Source organism: Facklamia hominis CCUG 36813, assembly GCF_000301035.1.
Classification (GTDB): Bacteria; Bacillota; Bacilli; order Lactobacillales; family Aerococcaceae; genus Facklamia; species Facklamia hominis.
This window is the reverse complement of the sequence record NZ_JH932292.1, coordinates 1757681-1784098: the sequence shown is the minus strand read 5'-3', so window position 1 is coordinate 1784098 and position 26418 is coordinate 1757681. Positions and strand designations below refer to the sequence as shown.

At 40.8% G+C, this 26418-nt stretch carries 17 protein-coding genes; 5 read left to right on the top strand and 12 right to left on the bottom strand.

The window, feature by feature from the left end; genetic code table 11:
- Positions 1-11: 11 nt before the first annotated feature.
- Genes HMPREF9706_RS08305 through HMPREF9706_RS08290 form a run of 4 tightly spaced genes read right to left on the bottom strand, consistent with a single transcriptional unit; the run spans position 12 to position 5687 of the window.
- On the bottom strand, positions 12-1766 hold the full coding sequence (locus HMPREF9706_RS08305) for an ABC transporter ATP-binding protein (RefSeq protein ID WP_006908928.1): 1755 nt from the start codon (positions 1764-1766) through the stop codon (positions 12-14).
- Positions 1756-3486: an ABC transporter ATP-binding protein gene (locus HMPREF9706_RS08300; RefSeq protein ID WP_006908927.1), complete on the bottom strand. Its 1731-nt coding sequence runs from the start codon at positions 3484-3486 to the stop codon at positions 1756-1758. The genes HMPREF9706_RS08305 and HMPREF9706_RS08300 overlap by 11 nt, the downstream gene beginning before the upstream one ends.
- 4 nt (positions 3487-3490) lie before the next feature.
- Positions 3491-4666, bottom strand: a complete 1176-nt coding sequence (gene mutY, locus HMPREF9706_RS08295; RefSeq protein ID WP_006908926.1) for an A/G-specific adenine glycosylase — start codon at positions 4664-4666, stop codon at positions 3491-3493.
- A gap of 13 nt (positions 4667-4679) precedes the next feature.
- A complete protein-coding gene (locus HMPREF9706_RS08290; RefSeq protein WP_006908925.1) occupies positions 4680-5687 on the bottom strand; it encodes a RecX family transcriptional regulator in 1008 nt (335 codons plus the stop codon).
- Between the two features lie 552 nt (positions 5688-6239).
- Between HMPREF9706_RS08290 and HMPREF9706_RS08285 the strand changes: the two genes are divergently transcribed.
- The 4 genes from HMPREF9706_RS08285 (at position 6240) to sdaAA (ending at position 10263) form a co-directional block, all read left to right on the top strand.
- Entirely contained in the window at positions 6240-7028 is a 789-nt protein-coding gene (locus HMPREF9706_RS08285; RefSeq protein ID WP_006908924.1) for a threonine/serine exporter family protein, read from the top strand.
- Complete coding sequence (locus HMPREF9706_RS08280; protein ID WP_006908923.1) at positions 7019-7471, top strand: threonine/serine exporter family protein; 453 nt, start codon at positions 7019-7021, stop codon at positions 7469-7471. The genes HMPREF9706_RS08285 and HMPREF9706_RS08280 overlap by 10 nt, the downstream gene beginning before the upstream one ends.
- 127 nt (positions 7472-7598) lie before the next feature.
- Complete coding sequence (locus HMPREF9706_RS08275; protein WP_006908922.1) at positions 7599-8555, top strand: DUF697 domain-containing protein; 957 nt, start codon at positions 7599-7601, stop codon at positions 8553-8555.
- 91 nt (positions 8556-8646) lie between these two features.
- Complete coding sequence (gene sdaAA / locus HMPREF9706_RS08270) at positions 8647-10263, top strand: L-serine ammonia-lyase, iron-sulfur-dependent, subunit alpha (protein ID WP_006908921.1); 1617 nt, start codon at positions 8647-8649, stop codon at positions 10261-10263.
- A 149-nt stretch (positions 10264-10412) separates the two neighbouring features.
- Here the strand turns inward: sdaAA and HMPREF9706_RS08265 are convergent, their stop codons facing one another.
- The 8 genes from HMPREF9706_RS08265 to HMPREF9706_RS08230 all read right to left on the bottom strand — a co-directional run bounded on the left by HMPREF9706_RS08265 (position 10413) and on the right by HMPREF9706_RS08230 (position 24244).
- A complete protein-coding gene (locus tag HMPREF9706_RS08265) occupies positions 10413-10907 on the bottom strand; it encodes a GNAT family N-acetyltransferase (protein WP_006908920.1) in 495 nt (164 codons plus the stop codon).
- A gap of 3 nt (positions 10908-10910) precedes the next feature.
- Positions 10911-11435 carry a hypothetical protein gene (locus tag HMPREF9706_RS08260; RefSeq protein ID WP_006908919.1) on the bottom strand — a complete coding sequence of 175 codons (525 nt, stop codon included), beginning with the start codon at positions 11433-11435 and terminating at the stop codon, positions 10911-10913.
- Positions 11432-12265 (bottom strand): NAD(P)H-hydrate dehydratase, encoded by an 834-nt coding sequence (locus HMPREF9706_RS08255; protein ID WP_006908918.1) that lies wholly within the window; start codon positions 12263-12265, stop codon positions 11432-11434. Before HMPREF9706_RS08255 ends, HMPREF9706_RS08260 begins: the two co-directional genes overlap by 4 nt.
- Before the next feature lie 145 nt (positions 12266-12410).
- Positions 12411-13262, bottom strand: coding sequence for a DegV family protein (locus HMPREF9706_RS08250; protein WP_006908917.1), 852 nt, complete (start codon positions 13260-13262; stop codon positions 12411-12413).
- Positions 13255-13785: a DUF1836 domain-containing protein gene (locus tag HMPREF9706_RS08245; protein ID WP_006908916.1), complete on the bottom strand. Its 531-nt coding sequence runs from the start codon at positions 13783-13785 to the stop codon at positions 13255-13257. The genes HMPREF9706_RS08250 and HMPREF9706_RS08245 overlap by 8 nt, the downstream gene beginning before the upstream one ends.
- A 108-nt stretch (positions 13786-13893) precedes the next feature.
- Complete coding sequence (locus tag HMPREF9706_RS08240) at positions 13894-14811, bottom strand: AEC family transporter (protein ID WP_006908915.1); 918 nt, start codon at positions 14809-14811, stop codon at positions 13894-13896.
- An 11-nt stretch (positions 14812-14822) separates the two neighbouring features.
- Complete coding sequence (locus HMPREF9706_RS08235) at positions 14823-17000, bottom strand: CocE/NonD family hydrolase (protein ID WP_006908914.1); 2178 nt, start codon at positions 16998-17000, stop codon at positions 14823-14825.
- A 953-nt stretch (positions 17001-17953) separates the two neighbouring features.
- Positions 17954-24244 (bottom strand): YSIRK signal domain/LPXTG anchor domain surface protein, encoded by a 6291-nt coding sequence (locus HMPREF9706_RS08230; RefSeq protein WP_006908913.1) that lies wholly within the window; start codon positions 24242-24244, stop codon positions 17954-17956.
- Positions 24245-24785: 541 nt separating this feature from the next.
- Here HMPREF9706_RS08230 and HMPREF9706_RS08225 point away from each other — a divergent pair.
- On the top strand, positions 24786-26417 hold the full coding sequence (locus tag HMPREF9706_RS08225; RefSeq protein WP_006908912.1) for an IS1182 family transposase: 1632 nt from the start codon (positions 24786-24788) through the stop codon (positions 26415-26417).
- The last annotated feature ends 1 nt before the right edge of the window (position 26418 follow it).

Below are 26418 nucleotides of genomic sequence, written 5' to 3'. Positions count from 1 at the left end.
AAAGAGAGCCATTAAGCTTCAGCTAATTCCAAGGCGTGACTTTGGTGCAAGTGATAATAAAAGCCCCGAGCTTGCATGAGCGATTCATGCGTACCTTGTTCAATAATTCGCCCTGCCTTCAATACTAATATTAAGTCCGCTGACTCAATTGTGGCTAAACGATGAGCAATCACAAAAGATGTCCGCCCCTTCATTAGCCGATTAAAAGCTTTTTGTACTAAAACCTCCGTCCGGCGGTCAACCGAAGAGGTCGCCTCATCTAGAATCAATAACTGAGGATCCCGCAAAAAGATGCGGGCAATCGCCAACAATTGGCGCTGTCCTTGAGAGAGGTTGACGCCTCCTTCCACCAACAAGGTATCATAACCTTGCGGCAAACTCCGTATAAAGCCATCCGCATGAGCTAATCTAGCTGCTGCTTCAACTTCCGAACGCGTCGCTTTGGGATGACCATAGGCGATATTATCATGCACGGTCGCTTCCTTAATCCAGGTATCTTGCAAAACCATAGCAAACTGCTGTCTAAGATCCTTTTTGGAATACTGATTAATATTTATCCCATCCAGTAAGATCTGTCCTTGATCTAAATCATAAAAACGCATCAACAAATTGATCAGAGTCGATTTTCCTGCACCAGTCGGTCCAACAATCGCAATCTGCTGACCGGCTTGAACCTCAAAGGACAAGTCTTGAATCAAAGGATGCTTGGGAGAATAGGAGAAAGATACCCCATCGAAAGCAACCGCTCCACGAAGTTCCGAAGAAAGCAAAGGACGACTCCCCACTTCTTCTTCAGGGACTTGATCGATCATCTCAAAAAGCCGTCTAGCACAGGCTAAAGAAGACTGTAATTCGGCTAAAACTGCCGAAATATCATTAAATGGCTTAGAATATTGACTCGCATAATTGAGGAAGGTCACAAGCTGACCAACAGATAAGGCAGCTTTTTGAATACGAGCAATCCCTACTAGCGTGACCAAGGCATAAATCAAAGCATTAATAAAGCGGGTTGCAGGATTCAGAGTCGATGAATAGAACAGAGCCCGCTGGCTATCTGCCATATAAGTCTGATGTAAGGCTTGGTAGCGGTCTTCAAAACGATCCGCTTGGTTAAAAAGTCTCACTTCTTCCATTTGTTGCAAAGACTCATTCACAAAATCTGCCTCTTTGGCTCGAGACTGTGTTTGTAATCGAAAGGCCTCATAAGAATAATGGGCTACAAAATGAGCATATAGCAAAGAAATGGGGGTTAAAACAATCACTAATCCCATCATCACTCGGTCTAGTCCAGCCATCGATATCAGCGTAAAGAAGATCATCAAGCAACCATAAATAAACTGATTAAAAACCATTATTAAACCTTGCCCCAACTGATCAGCATCCGTCGTCACCCGTGCAATTAAATCCCCTGTAGAAAGTTGGTCCAGATAGGCTAAGGGCAAGTGATGAACCCGTTCTAAGGCCTGGTTACGAATTAATTCTACGGTTTTATAGACTAACTGATTAAATAGGACTGGATTCAACCACTGCAAACATCCATTCACAGCTATAATCCCCAACATCCAGCTTAAAATTCGCCATAGACTTGCAAAATTAACCTGACTAGGACCTAACATTTGGTCAATCGCCTGACCAATTAAGACTGGGATATAGAGCGTCAGCAATACCTGTAAGCTTGTAGCTACTAAACTTGCAAGAAGTAAGAGGCGATTCTTAAGCAAATAGCCACTCAATCGTTTAATTTGGCTTGATTGGTTATTCTTCATCTTTCTTATCCCCTCCTTTTTGCAATTGATAGATCTCTTGATAAATGGCCTGACTGGCTAATAAATCGTGATGATTTGCAAAGGCCAATTGCTTAGCTTGATCCAATAATAGGATCTTATCGGCCGCTTTTAGACTTTCGGCTCGCTCAGAAATCAGGATGATCGTTTGAGAAGGAGTTTCCTTACGCAGGGCTTGAAGGAGTTTGGCTTCCGTTAAATAATCCAAAGCAGACGTTGCCGCATCCAAAATCAAAAGAGGTGCCTTAGCCAGAATTGCACGAGCTATCACCAAGCGTTGTCGCTGACCACCGGATAGATTCATCCCCTGAGCCAGTATCGGGCTATCCAGTCCCTGGTCTAAATCCGCTACAAAGTCCTTTGCCTGAGCTATTTCAAGCGCCTGCCAAAGCTCTTGGTCATCGGCTTGAGGATCAGCTAGAAGAAGATTGCTGCGCACCGTCCCCTTGAATAGGCGGGCGGTCTGGAGAACCACTGCCATTCCTTGACGAAGGCTATCCTTAGTCGCAAGATCAAAATAGGCAGAGTTATAAGCAATCACTCCCTGAGTGGGCTGATAAAACTGCGTTAAAAGTCGGATTAATGTTGTCTTGCCCGAGCCAGTGGCTCCCATAACACCAATGAAGTCTCCCACGTTCACCGAAAAATTAAGCTCACAAAGCGCTAAACCGCCTGTGTCCGGATAAGCAAATGAAAGCTGATGACAGGCTAACAGTTGACCTTCCTGAAGACCTGTTCCTGGCATGAGTTTCTTATCTTCAAGCGGTGCCTCCAAAACAGCCACAATCCGATGGGCAGCCGTCTGTGTTCGATTAAAGACTAGTACCACCTTGGTTAATTTAACTAATTCCACTAAAATCGCTAATAGATAATTGACCAGAGCCACCAATTGACCGGGGCTTAAATGACCCCGATCAATAAATCGGCCTCCTTGCAGCAAAATTACAATTAATGTGCTGTTAACCACTAAATAAGTTAAGGGATTGGTTAAAGCCGTTAGCTTCCCCGCCTGAAGTTGTAACTGGGTCAAGTAACTATTGACCGCTTTAAAATCTGCCTGCTCCTTACTCTCTTGATTAAAGGCGCGAATCACTCGCAAACCCTTCATCTGTTGACTCACCTGGACACTCAGCTGGTCAAGTGCTGCTTGAATTTTTTGATAATAAGCTTGACCAAAGTAAGTAATTCCCCCCACAATTAGAAATAAAATTATCACCATGACTACAAAATAAAGCGTCATCCGCCAATCAATTAAGGCTGCCATGAACATCGACCCAAAGACAATAAAGGGTGATCGCAGCAATAAGCGAAAAAAAGTATTCAAGCCAGTTAAGATCTGATAAAGATCACTCGACAATCGGGTATTGATACTAGTACGTCCCAATCGATCATAGCTAGACTGGTCCATGGCAAGAGCATGTTGATAAAGGTCCCTCCCCAGATTATTGGCAAAGCCTGTCGCCGCCTTGGCTGAAAAATACTGGCCCATCATCGAAAAAGCCAAGCCCAAAAAAGCCAATGCCAGCATCCAACCACCTTGAATGAGCAGCTTTTGATAGGGAGCTTGTTGCATAACTTGGTCGACCAAACGAGCAACGATTAAGGGAACAGCCAATTCAAGCAAGACTTCTATTAGCTTACATAAGGGAGCTAAAAAGCTGATCCAACCATATCCCCTAAAATAAATCATTAGTTTTTTCATACGATTAATCTTCTTTCATTCGAATTCGATCTAACTTCTTTTGTAGTGTGGAAGTGGCTAATTGGGCATAAGTTGTTTCATTAACAAAACGAAAACTATCATCCATCAACCACAAGGCCTCAAGCAATTTTTCTGATTGCTTAGAATAGACAACTGGCAAAAGATAGACCTGCCAGATTCGATGAGAAAAAACATGCTTGATTGGACCTTGAACCGACTCTAACAATAGCTTTGCTTTATCGAGAATGCCGGCTTCATTGGACCATTCAGCCACTTGATCTTGACTAAAAAATTGCTGTAAAGCTAAGCCTTTAATCGCTGTAGACTGATTAAGCGTCGCTATATCATTTAAATTCAGCATAGGAAAATGCCATAAGCCTTGTAATAGCTCTCCCGTTTGATGTTGGCGCACTAGCATCTGCCCTTTCTCATTTACTAGATAAAGTGCTAGCTTTAGTTCTTGTTTTTGCTTTGTTTTTTTCAATTTAACCGGATAGAGCTGGGATGTCTTATGCTGAAAGGACCGGTCAAAGTCTGCTAAGGGATGAGGGTTTGGATAGGGATTCGATGGCGTCATCACCAAGGCTCCCATATCCATTAAGGCCTGATTAAAGTCCCCCGGCCGATTCGGATCAATCAATTGGTCCAGAATTTCTTTAAATAGACGCTTGGTGGCTGTTTTTTGAATATCTTGATCAATCTCAAATAAACGTGCCGTTACTCGCATCAAATTCCCATCGATAGCTGGTTCAACTTGATTAAACGCAATCGAAGCGATCGCTGCACCGGTATAAGGTCCAATCCCTTTAAGTGTTAATAGTTCTTTAAGTGTCTTGGGCATCTGCCCTTGATATTCGCTCATCACTGTCTTAGCCGCCTGTTGCATATTACGCACTCGTGAATAATAACCCAGACCTTGCCATAAGCTCATTAATTGCTCTTGAGGGGCCTGTGCCAAGGCTTGAACTGTCGGTAGAGCCTGCATAAATCGTTGATAATAATCAATCACTGTATCGACTTGTGTCTGCTGCAGCATTACCTCACTGACCCATATCGCATAAGGATCTGACGTCCGCCGCCAGGGTAAGTCCCGCCCATTTTGGTCATACCAAGCCAATAAGCAGTCACGAAAATCCTGAATTTTTTCGGGTGACCAATCAAAATACTCATTGATGTCCACTGTGCAGCCTCCTTTAATTCGTATTTTCCCAAGAACTATCATTTAACTTAGTTTGGATGCTCTCATAGCTAAACCCCTGGGTCATTAAATCCCGGATAAGTGCTTGCTTTAATTCATAGCCTTGTAATTTTCTTTGACGGCGTTTCAAGGACTTCTCAAAAGCCTTGTCGAGTCGTTGATCAGTCTCTTCTTGCGATAATTCACACCAGGAAGGATCAAAATCCCTATCTACTTGTTCCTTGGAATAGCCTTTTTGTAATAAGTGTAAAAATAGCTTGTTTTTTAACATTTGTGGGGATAAGCGTCGCTTAGATTGGATAAACTTACGACTTAGGTGTTGGATATTCTCCCGCAACAAATCCTGTGGATATTCTTCAAGGGCGTCTTGGATAATCGACTGAGCTACGCCTTTACGACGCAATTCATAGTCAATCTTTTGAGGTCCTTTACGATTCACCTGAGCTTGCGTGCGCAAATAAGCCAAGGCATAGGTATGATCATTTAACAACCCCAGTCCTGTTAATCGATCGAGCGCTGCTTGGATCCATAGGTTATGATCTTGCTCAAGCACTTTGACATCCCCTACTTTTAGCTGTTCATCAGCTGCTTGCTCCAAGTCCTCTTCAACTGGATCATCCCAAAAAGTCAAGTCCGCTTCATCAAAGTTCACCATGCTTATTGATCGACTTTGCGTATTCATAAAATGATTCGTTACCGACTTTACTTGGTCTAAAGAAAAGTGGCTAGTAGGCAAGTTTTTAACTTGCTTTTTTAAGTAATCTTGCATTTCTTTAGTGGATTTTAAGCCGTAGGATAAGTAGTTAAGCCCTTTTAAATAGAGTTTTTGTTGAGCTTCTGCTGCTAAAATTGCATCTACCAGCCCTTGATCTAGGTCTTTGCCTTTATTTAAGGAGAAGTCGATTAAGATTTGTTCGTCAACACCAAAGGCAAATTGGTCATTGATATAGATGGAATAGCGTTGTGGATCTTTCTTTTGACGTTGGATTTTGCTTATTTTCATCGATATCACCTCTTTTTCCCCTATTGTAACATGCTAGTTCTATCTTCGCTTAAGAATCCCTTAAGTCTTTATCGATTTATTCTGTAAAAATCTAAATATCGACTCCAAAAATGACGCCTTCTTCCCGATGTGACGGACCGCCTAAAGTCTCCTTTAGATAAGGAAGAGAGGGGCCTTTTCACTGGCTGATAAAAATAAAACCACTCCCACAGCTGTGGTGGACCGCCAGGAGCCTTCTAAGGAAGTCCCCTTGAGCCGGCGAGACTCTGAAAGAGGCTCTAGGCGGTCCGCCACAGCAGAGGGAAGGATTCAGTTTTTGAAATAAATTTTCGGATTAAAAAATCATAAGCTGTTGGCTTTATTTTTGTAAGCCAGTGAAAAGGCTTGTTGCTCTACCATGAGTAGCCCCTTAAGCCAGCAAGGCCCCAAAGGATTCTGTTTTGGTATAATTTTTCAGATTTAAAGGGTGTAAACGAATAATACCCATAAATTAGCTACTAAAAATCTAGACCTATGTTATAATTAATTGCACTAAATCTTGGAGGTGAACACATGCAATCCTCGGATAAAACCATCCTGCAATTGGCCAGCTATGCTGGAAAGCTCTTGATTGAAGCAGAAGCCGAAGGCTATCGGGTGGAGCGAACGGTCAAGCAAATTCTTGAAGTTGCCAATGTCAACTATCTCGATGTCTATTCTTCTGCCTCTGGACTCTTTATTAACCTAGAAGAATCAATCAACGATCAACAATCCGATACCACGACCCTCGTCGTTCGTGTACAAAATCGATCCAATCAGATCTTTAAAATAGACCGAGTCAATGCCGTCACCTACGACTTCATTGACCACCGAATTAATGCTGAAGAAGCCCTACGACAACTCAAGGCGATTCCGGAAACCGAATTTACAGCTCATAACAACTTCGTATCCATCTTCATCTTAATTATGGCCTATATTGCGCTCTTTGATGGTCAGCCGGGAGATTTAGTCATTTCACTGATTCCCTCTATTTTAATTTTATTTTTTCTCTTATCGGATGATAACTTTGGCATGAACAGTTTTTTAATTAATGTCTTTATGACCGCTTCTTTATCCTTTGTTTTACCGTTGATTGCCTACTATGTCACCGATAACTTTAATCCAAATATTGTCATCTCAGCGACACTCATGCCCCTATATCCTGGAACAGCCTTCACAAATGGAATACGGGATGCCATCCGGGGCGATTATTCAACGGCACTAACTCGTTTTATTGATGCCCTACTAACAGCTTTAAGCCTGGCTTTAGGAGTGGCCTTAGGCCTTGTCTTATCGAATGGAGTGATTACTTTATGGAACTAAATCAACTACTACTCAAGCTCTTTGCGGCATACTGCGCAACTGTAGCGGCCGCCATTAACGTTAAAGCCCCAAAGCGCTTTATCTTCTGGTCAGGCTTACCCGGGATGTTTTCTTATGGAGTCTATCTATGGGTCAAGAACTTCTCAAATGACTTTATCGCGACCTTTCTGGGTTGCTTAGTCATCTCGATATTAGGACAATATATGGCCCGGAAATTTAAAACCGTCGTTAACGTATTCTATATTCCAGCTTTCTTCCTATATGTTCCAGGGGTTGCTATGTATGAGACAGCCTATAACTTTATGAATAATGACCTAATCGCCGCTGGTAGCTCTTTATATCGAGCGATTGTTACAGCCCTTGCTATTGCACTAGCAGTCTTCGTAGTCGACTCGGCGATGGAAACCTTCAAATACCATCTTGAAAAACAAAAGAATCATTAATTTAACTAGGAGGCTGTGACGAATAATCACAGCCTCCTAAATTAGTAAAATCCGACTTTAGTCGCTTTCGATTTCTCAAATTTTTTGGTAAATTATGATAAATTCAATAAAAAGGAGTAACTAGACTTTGAAAATACCCCTCTTAAAAATTATAACCGGCCTCATTAGTCTGATGGCCTTGATCTTTGTCTTTAATCAATTTTCCTTGTTGTATCGTAACTTATATTTGATTCATCCCTTATTAGCATTGCTTGTTTTAATTGCTTGTCTCTTGGCCTTTGTTGTTTTCATATTATGGATGGTCAAAGAAATTATGGCCCTACCTAAGGCTTTGATCTTAGACCCCCAGGCTAGCTCGGAAGAAAGAGAGGAATTTATTCAATCCTCCATCAAAAAACTACAACATAACCCTCGACTTCAACAGTTGGATTTTAGCTGGCAGGATTTGACGCTCGATAACCAGATTGAAAAGATCGACCAAGCCAATCAAGTCCTTAAGAATGCCGGTATGGAAGACATTAAAAAGCAAGCTCAAACCGTTTTTTTAACCACTGCTATCTCGCAAAATGGCACTCTAGACGCATTCACGGTTCTATATGTTCTCATTCAATTGGTCTGGCGACTGATCAAGACCTATGACACCCGACCCAGCCTAAAAAAAATCATCCATATCTATAAAAATGTCTTTTTGACGGTCTTAATGACCCGAAGTTTAGAAGATTTAGATTTGATTGAAGCTCAGTTGGAGCCACTCATTGCCTCGCTCTTTGGTAGCAGTCTGATCTCCATGATCCCCGGCTCCGTCTCCATGACCAATCTAGTGGTTAACTCCCTATTTCAAGGGGCTATCAATGCTCTTTTGACCTTGAGAGTGGGCATTATTACGATCGACCACCTATCAAGCCTTAACGCCCTTAATCCTCAGCAGGAAAAACGGTCTGCTAGCTTAGAAGCTAGCAAACTCCTAGGCGTAATTATCAAGGATGGCAGCCTACAAATTATCCAAATTCTCGGTCGGTCGATCAAGCAAGCAGGTCGAAAATTAAACCCACTTGCAGACTTAAAAGGAAAACGATTTTTTTAAGGAACTTTTCTTGATTTTATGTAGGTAAAGCATTAAAGTTATAGCCGTGTCATCAATAATTTTAAGATAAAAAACGAAAGGAAGTGGGAAGATGTCTTTTACGAGTATCAAAGGGCTTATAGATATCGCCAATGAAGAGAATAAAACAATCTCGGAGGTGATGATTGACAATGAAATCGAACTTCAAGGGATCACCCGTGAAGAGATGATGGACCACATGCGTGACCAATTCCATGTAATGGTAGATGCCGTTCGTAAGGGAACCGAACAATTGACCATGTCAAAAACTGGAATCGCTGGAGGCGATGGTTACCGCGTCTTTCAATATAGTCAACAAAAGAATTCCCTGATCGATCCTTTCACCCTTCAAGTCGTTGCCAATGCGATGGCAGTGAATGAAGTGAATGCCTCAATGGGACGCATTGTAGCTACCCCTACTGCTGGTTCTGCTGGGATCTTACCTGCTGTACTCGTCCATATGTATGATACTGGTGACTACGAAGTCGACCAGCTCGTTCAAGTCATGTTTACCGCTTCCGCATTGGGCTTAGTCATTGCCAACCGGGCATCGATCTCGGGAGCTCAAGGCGGTTGCCAGGCAGAAATCGGGTCTGCAACAGCCATGGCAGCCGGTTCTTTAGTTGAATTAAAAGGCGGAAGCCCTGAACAAGTCGGTCATGCCGTTGGACTGGCTTTAAAGAACTCCCTAGGCTTAGTATGTGACCCGGTAGCAGGGCTGGTTGAAATCCCATGCATCACTCGGAACGGTCTTCATGCACTCACAGCTATGGCGGCTGCAGATATGGCAATGGCCAGTGTGGTCTCCATTATTCCAACTGACGAGGTCATTGATGCTATGGACTCCATTGGCAATGAACTGCCTGAATCCTTAAGAGAAACAGGTATTGGAGGAGTTGCTGGAACACCAACCGGACGACGGATTAAAGATCAAGTCTTTGGTAATAATGATGAATTAGTTAAGGATGTCGAAGTCGAGTTATCCGGTACCGGTGAAAAAGTGGTTGATGATGGTGTCACCGCCAAGTATCAATCTGGTTTCGAAATTATCGGTCCAGTAATGATCGGCCCTTCTTCTTCCCATACCGCCGGTGCCGTTCGTATCGGTAATGTCGCTCGTCAACTTTTAGGAGAGGAACCAGAAGAAGTCGTCTTCACTTTAATGGACTCCTTTGCCCAAACCTATCGCGGTCATGGAACTGACTTGGCCTTGATTGCCGGTGTTCTAGGCTTTAACACCAGTGATAAAGAAATTGCCCGTGCACGTGAAATTGCTGAGGAACGTCATCTTAAAGTAAACTTCTTGGAGCGGAATCTGGGTAATTATCATCCCAATACCGCTCGGGTTCACTTATTCGGTGCTAACCGCCATGTGACTATCATTGGTTCATCCATTGGTGGTGGAAAAATTGAAATTCAAAAATTGGATGAATACAATATCCACTTCTCTGGCGAACGGCCCACAATTATCGTACGTCATACAGACCAAAAGGGAACCATCGGTAGCATCGCTAACTTCTTAGTTGAGCATGATATTAATATTTCCTACATGGCCCATGAACGGGTAAAAATTCATGGTCCAGCCATCTCAATCTTTGAGACAGATCAAGCTCTATCCGATGAAGATATTCAAGTACTTAAAAATAAATTCACCTTCATTGATGAATTATTGAGTATCTATGTAAAATAAACTTTATAAAAGAAGCTCTTCCACTAACTATGGTGGAAGAGCTTCTTTTTATGGACTGCTTTCTAATTAGAAAAACTTATTATCACCAATCACCATGAGCCTTTTTGAATCTCCAAGGTTCAGCTGACTACTCAAAGCCTAAGTCCTGATTAGTCAAATTCAATATACATATCGTACCAATCAAGACCACCTAATTTAGACTCCGACAATTGTCCTAAACTAAAGCCTAAGCGTTCATAGTAAGGCACCAAATGCTCCAGGCAAGTCAAAGATAGACCACGTTGTTGGCGATCCTTGACAACTTGAATCATGGCCTTCATCAATTGTTTGCCGTAGCCCATACTTTGATAATCTGGCAAGATAGCTAAGGTTAACAACTTCTCCCATTCGCCCTCTGGATCAAACTGGTCAGAGCCTTCAAACATATAATCTTCAACCCACTTGCCAGCATTCGAAAAGCCTTCAATAAAGCCAACCACTTGTCCTTGATCTTCGATCACCAGGTAATGATCTGGTTGGTTTTTTAACTTATCCACATAAGATTCTGGCTTTGTTGCTACGCCTTCAGGAAAATTACAAGTTTCAATGTCAATAATTGCTGCTAAATCATCATAAGTAGCTGGGCGTATTTGTGTTTTCATCATATTTTACCTTTCTCTTTCTAATAATTGGGTATAGTAAGAAATCATTCGATCTTTTTCTTTAATGAGTTGTGTCAAACAAGCATTTGCGGCTTCAGAAGTATCCAGGTCATCTACCATTTGACTTTGATAGTCCAAATTTTCCTGAATCAAAGGGTGGTCTGCATTTTGTCCGATTTCGGCCAAGATTTGACGGATTTGATATTTAATCCGTTGAAGACGTTGACTCTCAAAATCCTGAATCGCCGGTAGTAAGCTAAGTACTTGCGACATCGCTAGATAGCGTTGCATCTTCCCTTGATGAATCAGACAATACTCCTTATTAAAAGGAGTAATTCCAGCACAGACCCCATGAATCTGATAGACGCCATCATAGAGCAAATACTTGCCCTTCTCATAAGCCGGCAAAAACAGCCGCTTCAGTCGAAAAGTCGGATCTTCATCAACGATTTCAGCTAACCACAGCTTATCATCTTCTTGTTCAGTCAAAGTCAAATAATGACTGGGGCCATGTTCTTGGCAATCGGTCACGAGGCAGCCTCCTTCTTAGAAAATAGACGTTTCATCGCATAGGGAATTTGGTCAATCAAGCGAGAAGGCAAAACAATATACTGGTCTTGATAGAGGCTATTAGCCACTGCGGTATGAAGATAACAAGCAAGCACAACCGCTTCAAAAGGATCTGAAACTTGACCCAAAAAACCAAGCATCATCCCAGCTAAGCAGTCCCCCATACCTCCAATAGCCATGCCTGGATTCCCTGCAATATTTTGATAGGCCTTCCCTTGACGGTCAATCATGACCGTGGGTGCCCCCTTAAGCACTAAATGGATCCCAGATTCCTTAGCCCAAGTTCTTGAGTCTTGAATGTCAAAGGCTCGCTTTAACCGTTGCCATTCACCGAAATGGGGCGTTAAGATTAATTGTGCTTTAGTCGTTACCTGTGGATTTTGACACCAGAGATTCAGTCCATCCGCATCCAAAATGACTACCTGATCCGCTCTTGCCTGCTCCATCAAATGGATAAATAATGACCGACTCTCGGTATCTTGCCCCATGCCGGGACCAATCAACCAATGTTGCGTCTTTTGTAATAAGTCTTCATTGGTGCTAACAGCTTTCCAACTATCAACCATGGCTTCCGGAAGGGCTTGATGGATGATGGATACATTCGCTGGATGAGTCAACAAACTGGTTAAACCCGATCCTACATAGACACAAGCACGGCTAGCAATCAGCGCAGCCCCAGCCATTGCTTGATTACCTGCAATCAGCAAATTATGGCCAAATTGATTCTTGTAGGCTGTTTTAGGCCGTTCTTTTAACAAGGTCGAAACCCATTCTTCAGTCACTTCTTCCATCTGAATCCACCTCCATTATTCGATCCTTTAAGATCAAGCTACCACACTTAGACCGAAAAATCCATGACATGCAAGCAGTTTTTAAACAAAAAACGCCTCAAAAAAAGACCGCACCCTCAAGGCACCGTCTCCTTTGCATGACGAATTAATCTAAAGGAAGTATCGCCACTCCAACTGCTTCAGGGCCTGAATGAACCCCCAATACTGGTGTCAATTCGGTCTCCAGGTAAAGTTCCGCCTGGTCTATCTCTTTCTGTAAAGCAATCTTCAATTGAGCCACTTCCCTTGAATTATCAGCCCCAAAAATGGTTAAATAATACTTCTCATGATTGGCCGCCACGTTTTGAATCTGTTGGACTAAAGCCTTAAAGGACTTGTTACGTCCACGCGTACGACTAATCATGGAGACTTCTCCCTCCTTAACAGTTAGCAAGGGGTGAATATTCAAGAAGCTACCAATCATTCCGACATACTTATTGAATCGCCCCCCTTTAATTAAATACTTCAAGGTTCGAAAGACCGCATAAATCTTCAATTGCTGGCTAGCTTGATCTAAGGCTTGCATAATTTCAAGAACAGACTTGCCTTGGTCACGCAGCTTAGCTGCATAGAGGGTCAATAAACCAGCACCAGAGGCAATCGATTGCGTATCGAATATCGTTAGCTTCAACTTATCAAAGTCCCCTTGCACCACGCCATATAACTGACTCATGCCGGTTAGCTTGGCTGAAGAGGTTAACGCAATTGCCTGCTCGTAACCCGCTTCTTCCAATTGCTTCAAACGATCGATCACCCACTGCAAGGACGGCGTCCCTGTCGATAAACGGTCGCACTGGTCAATGCGCTGGTAGAAGGTCCTAGAATCTAAATCTACTTGATCTAAATAATGTTGATCATCTAATTGAACCTGATAAGGGATTACTTCAATGCCATACTTTTCCCCCAATTCAAAGGTAAAGTCCTGTGAAGTATCCGCAATAATCGCAATTTTAGTCATGATTTTCTCCTAACTCTTGATAACCCCCGCTGTTAATAATCAACGTGGCTAGTAATTTGAAAGCATAAGCTCGAGAAACTAACTCCACCCCTTCAGTATCCTTTGAAAAAGCCATACCCTCGATTGATAATCCAGCTGGATTTCCCACCTGCTTAAAACAATCTTGAATAGCACTATTCAAGGATCTGGCAAAAATATTATAAGCAGATTGGATCGCCATCTTATTCAGCTGCAAGTTCATTCCTTGCTTGACTTGATCCATACGAAGTACCTGCTTATAAATACTTAAGATAAGCAATACTGCCAATTGGTCTCGTCGATATTTGCGACCTGTTAATCTTGGAATCAAGTGCCATTTGGAATAGTTCTGAATCATGGTCGAGGTTATAATCGGTTCCTCAATCCGGATCGGTTCCAGTACCGACTGAATATGGGTCACCACCTCTTGATTAAAGAGCCCTTGGTCTGGAATGGCTTCCCATAAAGGACAAGAAAAATGACGAATTCTTTCCATTCGGTCCATCCAATCCCCCCCTTTTTATCTAGTTATTATAACTATATAATAATCAAAAATCCTTACCTGTCAAGCACAAAAAAGCTTGTGGCTCATCACCACAAGCTCATTGCTAATCTAAATAAAAGCTAATACCAAAGGGACTGTAAAAATTGAAAGGACGATCGATAAGAAAGTTAGCTTGGCGGCAAAGGCTACATCCAACTGATACTGAGCCGCTAATACTGTCGTAGGTGTCCCAATCGGCATTCCGGTCAGGATGGTCACCACACCGGTCAACTGAGGATCCAGTCCCAAGCCCTTCATGATGAACATCACGGTAAAAGGAATCACCATCAATCGAATGAAACAATAATATAGGACTGGCTTTTCAAAAAGTGTAGCTAAATCCACTTGCGAGATAATGCAACCGATCATAACCATCGCTAGTGGTGCTACTAAGCCAGAAATGCCCCCCAGAGCTCGGTCCATAAAACTAGGTAGACTGAGCTCTAATAAGCCCCTTAATAGGCCTAGAAAAACGGCAATTATCGATGGGTTAGTCAACAACCGCCATAAAGTCTTCTGATCAAAGTGAGAGACTGGTTTTCCTTCTAGAATCGCTAAGCCCACCGTCCACATAAAAAGTCGGTGCGGAGCCAAATAGACCGAAGCCATCACAGCACCTGCTGACCCATAGATGGCCTCCGCAATCGGTAAACCCGCAAAGCCCGCATTATTCACTAAGGTTCCATAGCCCATCACTCGCCCTTTTTTAGCAGGAAAAGACCGATACAAGCGATAAGCCAACACACTCGTTATCGTATAAATGACACAAGCAGCCAACATAGCTTGAAAGCTCAAGGCTAGCAACTTAGTATTAACCGCTTTAAAGGAATTAAAAACCATCAAAGGCAAAAAGACATCGATTAATAATTTCATTAAACTTTTTTGTCCCTGCTCTGAGATCAGCTGTTTTTTCCCTACCCAAAAACCTAACAGAATATAGACCAATAAGGTCAACTGCAAATCCAACAACTTCAAAAAAGCTTGCATATCTAACTCCTCTACTCAAATTCGTCAATCATATCAAGCTGCAAATTCAAGGAGGACAAATTGATCTCGTACGTCTGACTTTGTTTTGGATGTAAGGTATAAAGATAATCATTTCCAAAAATCACCAAGCCCAAGCGATGCCCCTTAGCTAGCGTATAATCCATACCAATCATATCAATCCGATAGCGGGCATAATCTTGATCATTAGCAATAGCTTCAGGTGTTTCTAGATTCATCCAACCACGGGTAATCACATGGACATCCTGATCTTGAGGCTCTAAACTAAAGGTAGTTTGAGGTAAACGACTGGTCAGACCAATCGCTAATTGCTTATCAGTGGTCGAATAGACCCGTTCATCAACCATCTGTCTCTTACCTAAATCTAACAGCATACATGACAGTGCTCCCTTGGGTCGGTCCGACTTGGCTTCTATCGTCAAAACCATATCCCCATGCAGATGAAGCGATGATTCAAGTTCCGAACTGTCAAAACGCAACGCTAAGGGAGAATCTGTTTGAACGAGTTGTTCCTGCCAATCTTTGGCCGAAGAAAAGTCCAAGGCCGTCTTAAAAGTATGTCGCTCCTTACCCGTCACATCTGAAGCTTCCCCTTTAACCAAAGCTCCCTCTTGTAGACAATAATTAAGTTTTTGACGTTGATCATAGTCGACCAACTGCCAATCATCCGGGTCTAAATTCGATTGTACATAACCTCGACCATTCTTAAGCGGTGCTTGTCCTAATCCTAATAAATAGTGATCTAACCAGGCATCCATCAATGGCAAAAATGGGAAATTCGTCATGGAATGAATACAGATATGCTTACCACGATGAATCAGAAAATTACGGCAAGACTTACTTTGACCGGAAGCTTTTAATAATTTGAATAAATGCGAAATCTTAACATTCCAGTCATTGGTTCCATGAATAATTAACATAGGGATCTGAATCTGATCCGCTTGATTCAGGTAATTGCGTTCATCCCAAAAAGCATTATAATGTCCTGACTCACGGTCCATATCGTGACGCATTTGATCAAATAGCTCCATGAAACGTTCTCGACGGTTCGGACTAGTATTAGTAGGGTTCATCAGGAAGGACTCACAATACCAGGATAGGCTATCGATATCCTCCCCAGGATAACCTTGAGGTGCCACCACTAAATTATTATATCGGTAATAATCATACCAAGAAGAGATCCCGGCTTCCGGTAAAATCGTCTTTAAGCACTTGGATCGACTATAGGTAGCTGTCCCAATCGCTAGCGTTCCTAAATAAGACTTACCCGTCATAGCGACCGAACCGTTGAACCAATCTGCCCTCACAGGCTGGGTCGCTTGTAAATCATAATAGGCAGCTGCTTGACCATCCAACCATCTTAGTGTTGCATCCACCGCATCCAATTCCTCTACAGATCCAGTTAGGTTAAAGCCCTGGGAATAATAAGCCCCGCGTCCTGCGTAATGAATCACCGCATAGCCTTTAGCCAGATAACGCTTCATCGCTGGATTCATCTGACTCATGGCAGGCTCTTGAACTTCTTGTAAGGGGCTGGATTCTGTTATAGGATTATCAGAGCGTGGTCCAACCTTTTTGGACCAATCTTTAAGGACCATGTCCTTAACCGGTGTTTGAGCTTCTTCCTCGATGCCATGTAAGTTATCGGCCTTAAAAGCCTCTTCATTCGTTCCCATTAAATATGGATTCGCAATATAAAGAGCCGGTGCTTGTTTGCCTCCCACTTGATATTCTCTTGGCCTTTCGACATAGATCTCCACCAAATCAGCTTGGTCCAAGCCGGTCGTTGAATAACTCGTCTCTACAAAGATCCGTTCCTTAATCGTCTGTTGTTCATCATATGCCATGAGGGTCCGTCCTTGAAAGACCAAGGGACCCTGAGGGCAATACTTAACCTGAAAATGCCGCAAATATCCCTTAGCCAATAGTCCTTCTAAGATCGAACGCTGATCTGGCAAGTCAAGCGCTAATAGATCCTCTAATAAAGCGAAAGGATCGCGATGAACCTCTAAAGATAAGGCATCAATTTGATGCAGCAGATCCTGTGCTTTGGGGGCTAATTCTTGGACCACTCGATTAAAATATCGTTGTAAGTCTTCCTTCGATACGCTATCCTTGGCTAATAATTCATCCATAATTTCTGGTAAATGTTGTTGATTAATAATTAACATAGGTCGCATCCTTTTCTATTTAATTTTCTTCAATCAATACCCCTATTATAGTGGATAGCCTTCTATTGAAACAAGGCTTGTTAATCATCGGAATATTAAAAACCCTCAACTTGACCAAAGTTGAGGGCTAGGCACCGTCATTCACAATAATTTAATATGGTAGGAAAAATTAAATTTATAGGAGATTGTGAATGAGGTATCGCTATATTTGTGTCCACTTCTTTGGTCTCTATGACCAAATCAGAGAGTGAACAAGCTGCTGAGACGTTTTAGTCTCAAGTGTGAAAGCGAGTTAGTAGCCAAAATTTCGAAGTGTTCTTCTAACTCACGACTACATCATAACATAAATTCTTAAGATTCGCCGTCCTATTTATTGATTGATCTTTTAAAAAGTGGACATTCAGTTTTTTTACTGCTATGGAAATTAATCAAATTCTAAAAAATGTTTCATTGATACTGATAAAATCTTCAACTAATTTTTTGAACCACGCTTAATTCTATCTCATTATTTTTAGATACTATTATCTAAGCTATAAATATTAAAAAGCCTTAGATATTGGGGGTATCTAAGGTTTAGGATCATTCACTATATTTAAAAAATGGTAGGATTTAAATTTATAGGAGTAGTGAATGATAGGATTGTTAAGAATCGTTCGTTTCTTAGTTATATAAATGACTCTGCTTCTCTTGAGTTGTGGTGCTAATCTTTCCTCAACTCGTATATTATTTTATCATGGTCAGTCTTGCTTTACCGACCTATTTATTAACGCTTCATTTCAATATTTGGCCATTTTTCTTGTTTAGTTTTAGTTAATAGCTATAACAAGAATAAAAAAGAGAGACCAAGCGATTTGCTTGGTCTCTTCTAAAGAGCCATCTTCTTTACTTGATACAACACTAAGTGTATCTTAACTAAGTTTATGATTTCCTAAACATTGGTTTTTTGTGACCTATTAATCCTGTTCTTTTTTTCGAACATTGATCAATCCGATACCCGCTAAAATTGACGAAGCCGCAAGGCTAAGCAACAAGGTTGAATCATCTTCACCCGTTTGTGGCAATACTGAACCTTGATCTACTTGAGAACCAACATTAGGCAATGGTTGCGGCCTTGACTCTGGTGTCTTTTCTGGTTCTGGAATTGGTTGATCTGGCTCTGGTTCAGGACACGGTTGTTCCGGTTCTGGTTCAGGAGTCGGTTGTTCCGGTTCTGGTTCAGGAGTCGGTTGTCCCGGTTCTGGTTCAGGAGTCGGTTGTTCTGGTTCTGGATTAGGACACGGTTGTTCCGGTTCTGGTTCAGGAGTCGGTTTTTCTGGCTCTGGTGTAACTCCAGTCCCAACCTCAACGATTTGATCAATAGCAGGATAATCATCGGCAGAATAATTTAGCTTTTCAGATTTAATTACTTTTCCTTTTTGATCTTTAGTCACCACAAAGAATTCGCGATGTAGCCCATTTTTACCTACTTGAATAACCCTTCTTGTTCCTGCTGGTAGGTTTGGATTTTCTCGGATAATCTCTTTGAATGGAATTCTCTTGTCCTCATGAATCAATTCTGGAACATACTCAATCGGTGGTTCTCCTACGCTCGCCCACTGAGCATAAAGAGTCCTATTTTGAGTCATCTCTAACTGATCACTTGGTATGTAATATTTACCGTTACCATCCTTTTGAGTATTCCAACCCATAAAACGATAAGCAGAATGTGAAGGTGCTTGAGCAACTGTTGCTTTATCACCATTTTTATATGTGTGGTTATCTTGTGGAACATTAGTTACTCCGGTCGCATTACCATCATAAGTAAGGTGTAGGTACTTACTCCATTGAGCGTAAAGCGTTAAATCTTTCGTCATTGGTAGCTTAGAGTCAATCGCATAGCTTTGACCTTGACCATCTGCTTGAGTGTTCCAGCCCGTGAAGTAGTAGCCTTCGCGTGTCATATCTTTATCCGATTGAATCGTAGCTTCTTGATTCAACTTATATTTAGTGCTGTCTTTTGGAACAATACCTTTCACATCTGTCGCATTACCATCGTAAGTCAATTTAAAGACCTGTGCCCATTGAGCATAAAGCGTTAAATCCTTCGTCATTGGTAGCTTAGAGTCAATCGCATAGCTTTGACCTTGACCATCTGCTTGAGTGTTCCAACCTGTGAAGTAGTAACCTTCACGCGTCATGCCAGAATCTGACTTAATCGTAGCTTCTTGATTCAACTCATAATTAGTCGTATCAGTTGGAACATTAGTAACTCCAGTCGCATTACCCTTGTAAGTTAATTTAAAGGTCTGTGCCCACTGAGCATATAGAATAATATCAGCTTGTTTAGATTTAAACAGCTCTTGATTTCCTTCCATCTTAAGCAAGTCATCAGTCTGATATAGATTTTCACGATCATTTTGTTTCAAGCTCCATCCTAGGAACTTATATCCTTCGCGAACTAACGGACCTTTAACGCTTGCCTTTTCTTCATAAGCATAGGTCTTATTATCTTCTGGCGCTGTGACTGATTCATCATCCGTATTTTTGTCATATTTTAGTACTAATCGACGAGTCCCTATCTCAATAATTTCATCCACCGCATCCACCCAAGGAGAATCTTTACGTTCTATCTTATCTTGAGCTTCACCATTTATATAAGAACGAATCAACTGATGTCGATTTACACCTTCACGCCCTTCTTGGACAACTTTCATATATCCATCTGGAAGGTCTTTATTCTCTCGTATGATTGTATTGATCCATTCTTTAGTAAATACTTCATTAGGATCTTTTTCCACCCGTTCCCATTTCTCATAAAGTGCTAAATCACGATCAGGCATGGTTAGAGTACCATATGAGACTTTACTTTCTTCGGTATAGCGTGGATCTGTATAAAGCCCGCGGAAGACATAGCTACGTTGGATTTCTTTTCCTGAAGAATCCTTGACAATTTCAGTTCGTGTATCCCCTTCAACCCAATACTTCTTACCGTAGATCGACTCACCATTTAAGATTTGTCCATATTTAAGAGTTGGTGTATTGCTTGGCGTCATATAATCAATATTATATTTCGTTTGAGCATATGCCGGAACACCTCGTAAGGTACCATAGATCTTCACTTGATGTTTGTTACGAGTCATTTTATAGACAATGGTGCGATCTTTGTCAGGATTTGGTGACCAGTTATCGGCATATTTTCGTTGGAAGTTCTCATAAAATTCTTTATCAGTAATTCCATCAGGAAGCTGAATATTTTGACTTTCTTCAGGAAGTTTTCCACCGATATAGATATCCGCTTTATTAATTTCAAATTTAGAAATTTCCTCTTCTCGGTATCGTTGCGTATAAGCGAGTTGATTATCAATCCGACGATAGGCTGGTGTGACCCCGTCACGTTTATCGGTAAAAATCCCTTTATTTTCTAGAAGGACTTTACCGTCTTTCTCAACTACCATAAAATCAGTCGTGTGACTGAATCCTTCAATTTCCCGTCCAGTAAATTGATTCATCGCAAACCATGTATAATAAGCTTGGTCTAAGTAATCATCCGAGCGATAGAATTTTTGAGCATCCTCTAAACTCTCAAAACGATATTTGACATTCAGTTTGCCACGGTCCCCTCCGTAGGTCCAATTCCATACGCCAATACCGCCTCCATCAATCCCATCTTTAGCACCACGCTCAGCACGATTAATGGTTAACAAGACACGGCGGTCTAATTTTTCAATATCTTCAGGGAAAGCTTCGCCATTACCCGGATAACCCTTAGGGAAGGTTGTCTTCATATCTGGTCGATCTTCACCTGGCTGATATCCGCCTGGCTTATTATAGATCAACTCTGCATGACGTTGACTAAATTTATAAAACGGCTCAAAGCGTCCAGCTGTATCCAAGGTCTTAAATGCAGCTGCTTTCTTTGCTTCCAGTCGACGTAAACCTTCTTGAAGCTCAAAGTCTTGATCTTTATATTGAAGATAGTGCGCGCGTCTTTTAGCGCTTTGTTCTTCATTAAAAGTCTTGAATCGCTGATTAATTTCCTCTTGAGTCAATTTACCCGCTTGTTGAGCCATTTCTTGTTCAAAAGCTTGGTAAGCCGCCTTTAATTCTTCTTCAAAAGGCTTGTGAACGGTATTATATTGTTCATCGATTTTTGCTTTCGTATCTTTAATATCTTGTAATAATTTTTCATAGTCCTCAGTGGTCATGTTCAGTTGACGAACACCGTCTTTGATACCGCCACCTAACGTTTCATAGATTAGCTTTTCATCCGGATGCGCTTTTTCGTATTCAAAAATCGCATTCATGAGGAAACTCAAATCTTCACCATAATAAACAGGCAAGTTTACATATTTTTCGCCATTTTGATGGGTTAGATCCAAGGTAAAATTCTCTTGAAGCGTAACATTCCCCTCTGAATCTCTAACTGGCACATTTTTAAGTTCTAACTTCGTTCCACCATACAAACCACGTTGGTCACTCCCTAAAACAAGATTGTACCAAACACGATCTAGGTAATATTGATGGACTGGCAGTTCATTATCTGCTCCCATCGTTGTCTTAGTTAGTCCATCATTTTGTTTAAATAATAAAGGATTAAATTCAAGGAAAGGATCCGATTTTTTTTCACGTTCGATTGCGGATGCTAATGATTCTAACTGGCCATTTTCCTGTTGACGCTGATAGACTTTATGGTTAAGGAGTTCATATTGATCCAATCCTTTAAATTTATAAAAATCTTCTTTCTGTTGATAGACTTGAACAAGATAATAGGATTCTTTAAAAGCAGCCGATTTATCTTCTGGGGCTTTGCTATCGACTTCAATCTCTTTGACAATATCCTTTTCCTTAACTTCACCAGGATCATGCGAACCCGTTCCCACTTCAATAATTTGCTTTACGGAAGGAATAGTTTTTTCTTCAATGGTTGGTGTTCCGTCAGGCTGACCATTTAAAGTCGGCTGGGTTTTAACCGTTAAAATATGACCGTTTTTACCTTCTTGAGTCACCTTTGTCCAACCGTAAGGCTGATCTTTTCTCTCAACAGTTTCTGTTTCAAAAGGTATCACTTTTGTAACTGTTTCCGTTACTTTTTCTCCTACAACACCCGTCCCAATATATTTTATTGGTGGTTTCGGTGCTTCAATGACGCGATATATCCAGACTGGATCACCATAATTGATTGTTTCACCTGAAGGTGTAATTAATTTAGGTTGAATTTTAATTCGTTGGCGCTTGCCTTTTGTAGGTCCTTCTTCTTTCACTTCACCTTCAGGTAATGATGGATCCTCAACGACTTGAGTTTCGGTTAATCGTTTTAAGAAACTTGGATCTTCCTCAAGAACTTTAGGGTCACGAAGCGTTTCTTTTAAAGTTTCTTCGCTTAGTTCATAATCCTCAGTGGCTCCCTCTTCAAGTACTTCTTCAACTAAAGTACTAACCCCATAGCGAACTTTTCTTTTTTCCGAATCATTTATTTCTTCTTTGATAAGTTGAAGTTTTCCGGTATTTTGACCATCTTCATAAATATATTTGTAATACCTTATCGTTTCGCCATCTTTTCCTTCTTGATCTACAACAGTAACACCTTTGGGTAATTTTTCATCAGGTATATTCTCGATCTCAAAATGATTAACAAATGTATCAACCTTTGAACCCCTTAAATCTAACTCCGTCCATTTAAGATACAGTGTCATATCTCCTGCACCCATTGTGACTTTGGAAGTAAGACGTGGGTTCTTGTCATCTGGAGCAATTCGTTGATTGTACTCCGGATCCAAGTAAAGACCATCAAATAAATACTCTCGATATGGATTTTCATCATTTGGAATTTTAACACGTGTTTTACCCGTCTCCAATGAGTTTCCTTGAACACGCAAATCGCTCAGCAATTTAGAACCGTCAATCGTTTCACCATATTTTAGATTGATTGATTTCGTCTCATTATTTAAAGCTTCTGAACGTTCTTCTGATACATGAGAAGAAACGATCGGCCCATGGAAATTCAGTTGATAAGTATTACGATCTAGCTTATACTCCACAACACCTTGATTTTCATCAATGATTTGTTCTTGCGGCGTTTCAGCATGATAGCTAAAGCCTGGAATCTCACTCCCAACAAGTTTACGATCACTTTTTTGAACAAAACGATCCTCATCTTTTGATTCATCGTGTATATACTGAGTTGGATCTTCTAAGCTTTGGAGCAAATACCTTGTTTTAACATCAAAGGTCCCCTCTTCTTGCACCCATTTCTTAAATGAAATATTCCAAGTTAATACCCGTGGCACCGTTTGATTAGATACTTGTTTCCAATCCTTTTTGTCTTCAAAAAGATTGATCACCGGGTCATCGAACTTACCTAAACCTTGTGATAATTTGCCATTATCCCCTTGAATCTCTTGAGTCAAATCTCCATTTCGTGTCGCTGATTTTAACCCATCCTGAATAAAGGTCGCATTATCTAAATAACCCAAAGTAAATTTGAAAGGTAGATAGGCTCCTGTCTCATCTTTTTGGTTTAAATTAATTTCTCGTTCTTTTCCAAAAGAATCTTTTAATTTAAAAGTAGGAATATCATCTCCACCTTGTCGTTGCATTACAACTTGATACGTACGTCGATTGTAGTAGTTGGTGCGATAAGGATTTTCATAATTAAGATATTGCTTCTTCCTATTAAATTCATATTTACGTGAATCGTCAGATTGTAGAAAATCTAAAGCTTCTTGATCATACTCTATAAAATTACGCAATTTAGTGTATCGTTTATCTTTAATATCTTCCGGTTCATCTTCTGGATCTACTTCATCTAATTGAACCTCAAACATTTTCGATTCCTTGATTTGATAGTCCATTCTAACATCAAATGATTTTTTATTTTCAAATGATACACGGTCTTTTTCTGTTTCATAACTTTTTCTTAAGTTCAGATTAACGATATTCTCTGAAGTTTGATCTGCGGTTTGAGCCTCCGGTATATTTTCCTCACTGACTTCCAACAAGTCTTGAGTTTCAGGAGACTCTTCAGCTACTTTATCTTCAGTTTCAAGCTTCATATTTGATTCCGAGGCTATTGATTCTGCTTCTACAACGTCTGTCGTATCCGTATTAATTTCTTGTGCGTTTACTGAAGCAACATTACCAGCCATTAATAAGCTTGTTGCTACAATAACTGACCCCACCCCAACTGTTAGCCGCTTAATCGCATATCGAACGATTCGATTGGCAGATTGCTCTTGATATAAGCGCTTATTATTCTTCCCCAACATCTTACCCACTCCTCACCATTTATTATTAATAATTATTTTAATAAATCGTATTTTAATTAAAACAAAATTAGACTAAGTGTCTAGAATTAGTATACCTCATTAATCCAGCCATTTCATTAATTTATAATAATTATTTTATTATCAAACCGATCTTTGAATAAAACGTTTTCTATACCGTCGGCTAACTCCTATTATTAATAACAACGATTCCATCAAGCTTGATAATACTTTGATTAGCCACTTTTTTCTTCCAAAAAATCAATTATCAAAAAAATTAAATGAATTCGCTTTATTTTTTTATTTTCAACTATTCTAACTAACTTTATCCTTTTCGAAAGAACTTTTAATCCATTACAATCCAGTTAACCAGTAACATCTAAACATACAAAAAGAGGCTGTGACATAAGTCCACCAAAAAACCGGCTGAATCGTTGTAATATCAACGATTCAGCCGGTTTTTATGTTATAATTAAGTTAATCAATAAAAAAACAGAGGACCTCACCCCTCTGTTTCCATTTCAATCCTAGAAAGGACCAAAAAATGCATACTCATTATAACCTAAATCAACTTTATTTGGAAGTCTCTTATCAATACCGCCCTCAAGAAGATCACATCAGCTACTATATTCATCAATTTGTGGACTCTCTAGAGATTCATTATCCCTATCTCTTTGGTCGTCCTCGTAAATATGACTTCTCGATGTTACTCAAGTTATTATTATATGCTTATTCTCGCGGTGTCTTCACCAGTCGCTCGATGGAACAATTGGCTCGCGAAAATCTGCCCGCTATCTGGTTGTGTCAAAATGAAGTACCTTCTTACCGTACAATTTGTCGATTTAGACAGTCCGATGAATTAGCTGACATTCTTAAACAAAGTTATGATGAATTTGTGCGGTATTTAAGACAACAACGACTTATCGATGATCATCTCTTTATTGATGGGACAAAAATCTTAGCGGATGCCAATAAGTACAGCTTTGTCTGGAAAAAGAACACGATCCGCTTTGAAGCAATGAATCGACAAAAGATGACCGAACTCGTCAATGAAATGCGTCAGTATTATCAAATGGGGTTGATTCCAGAAGAGACCCCACTAACGCTTGAAGGGCTTGAAGAAACCATTACCCAGCTTGAAGTTCGCTTAGAAGACTTAGAGGAAACCATCGAAGAGTCTCCTCGGTTGTCACCGAATCCTCACAAAAAGGAGCGGCGAAAAGTCAAGAGTCAATTGAGGCGCATGAAACATTGTCATTCCAAGCATCAACACTATCAAACGCAACGAGCCATCTTAGGTGAACGTCATTCGTATTCAAAAACGGACCCCGATGCGACCTTTATGCGAATGAAAGAAGATCCCATGAAGAATGGTCAGTTGAAACCGGGCTATAATTTACAGATTGCCACCTCTCATCAGTTTGTTTTAGCTTATGAACTTTTTTCAAACCCGACAGATACGCGGACATTAAGACCTTTCTTTGAGAGTCATCAAGCACTGTTTCGCTCCTTTTCAGTGGTGAGTATGGATGCAGGATATGGCTCTGAAAGTAACTATACTTATCTTGAAGAAAGCTTTCCCGAAATCACCGCATTAATTCCTTATGGCACGTATCTTAAAGAACAGAGTCGAAAATGGCGAAGTGACGACTCAAAAGTCATGAATTGGGACTATGATGAAAAAGAAGACTGTTACGTCGATCCTCAAGGGGTACGATTTAATTTCGTCGCTTATCGCACCCGAACGGATAAGTATGGTTTTGAAAGAAATTTTAAAGAGTATCAAGCAGAACGGATCGATGAGAATCAACAAGAAATTGAAGCAGCCCTTACTCAGAAAGGATATGTCCGAAAAATTACGGTTAATCCTTCGTATGACTACTTCAAAGCCAAGCAAAGGGGGCTCTTAAAAGATCCGAAATATCGTCCAATTTATAGCCAGCGGAAGATCGATGTTGAACCAACATTTGGTCATCTGAAGGCTTGTTTGGGATTCACTCGATTTCATGTTCGAGGGAAACAGGCCGTGAATAATGAGATGGGATTAGCTCTAATGGCAACTAACCTAAGAAAATTGCGATTAAGAAAGACAGAAAAAGAAAGAACCCAGAAATTTTACTCCTATTGGATAAAATTTCTGGGTATTTTTGAGACTTGTGTCACAGCCTCTTTCTAAG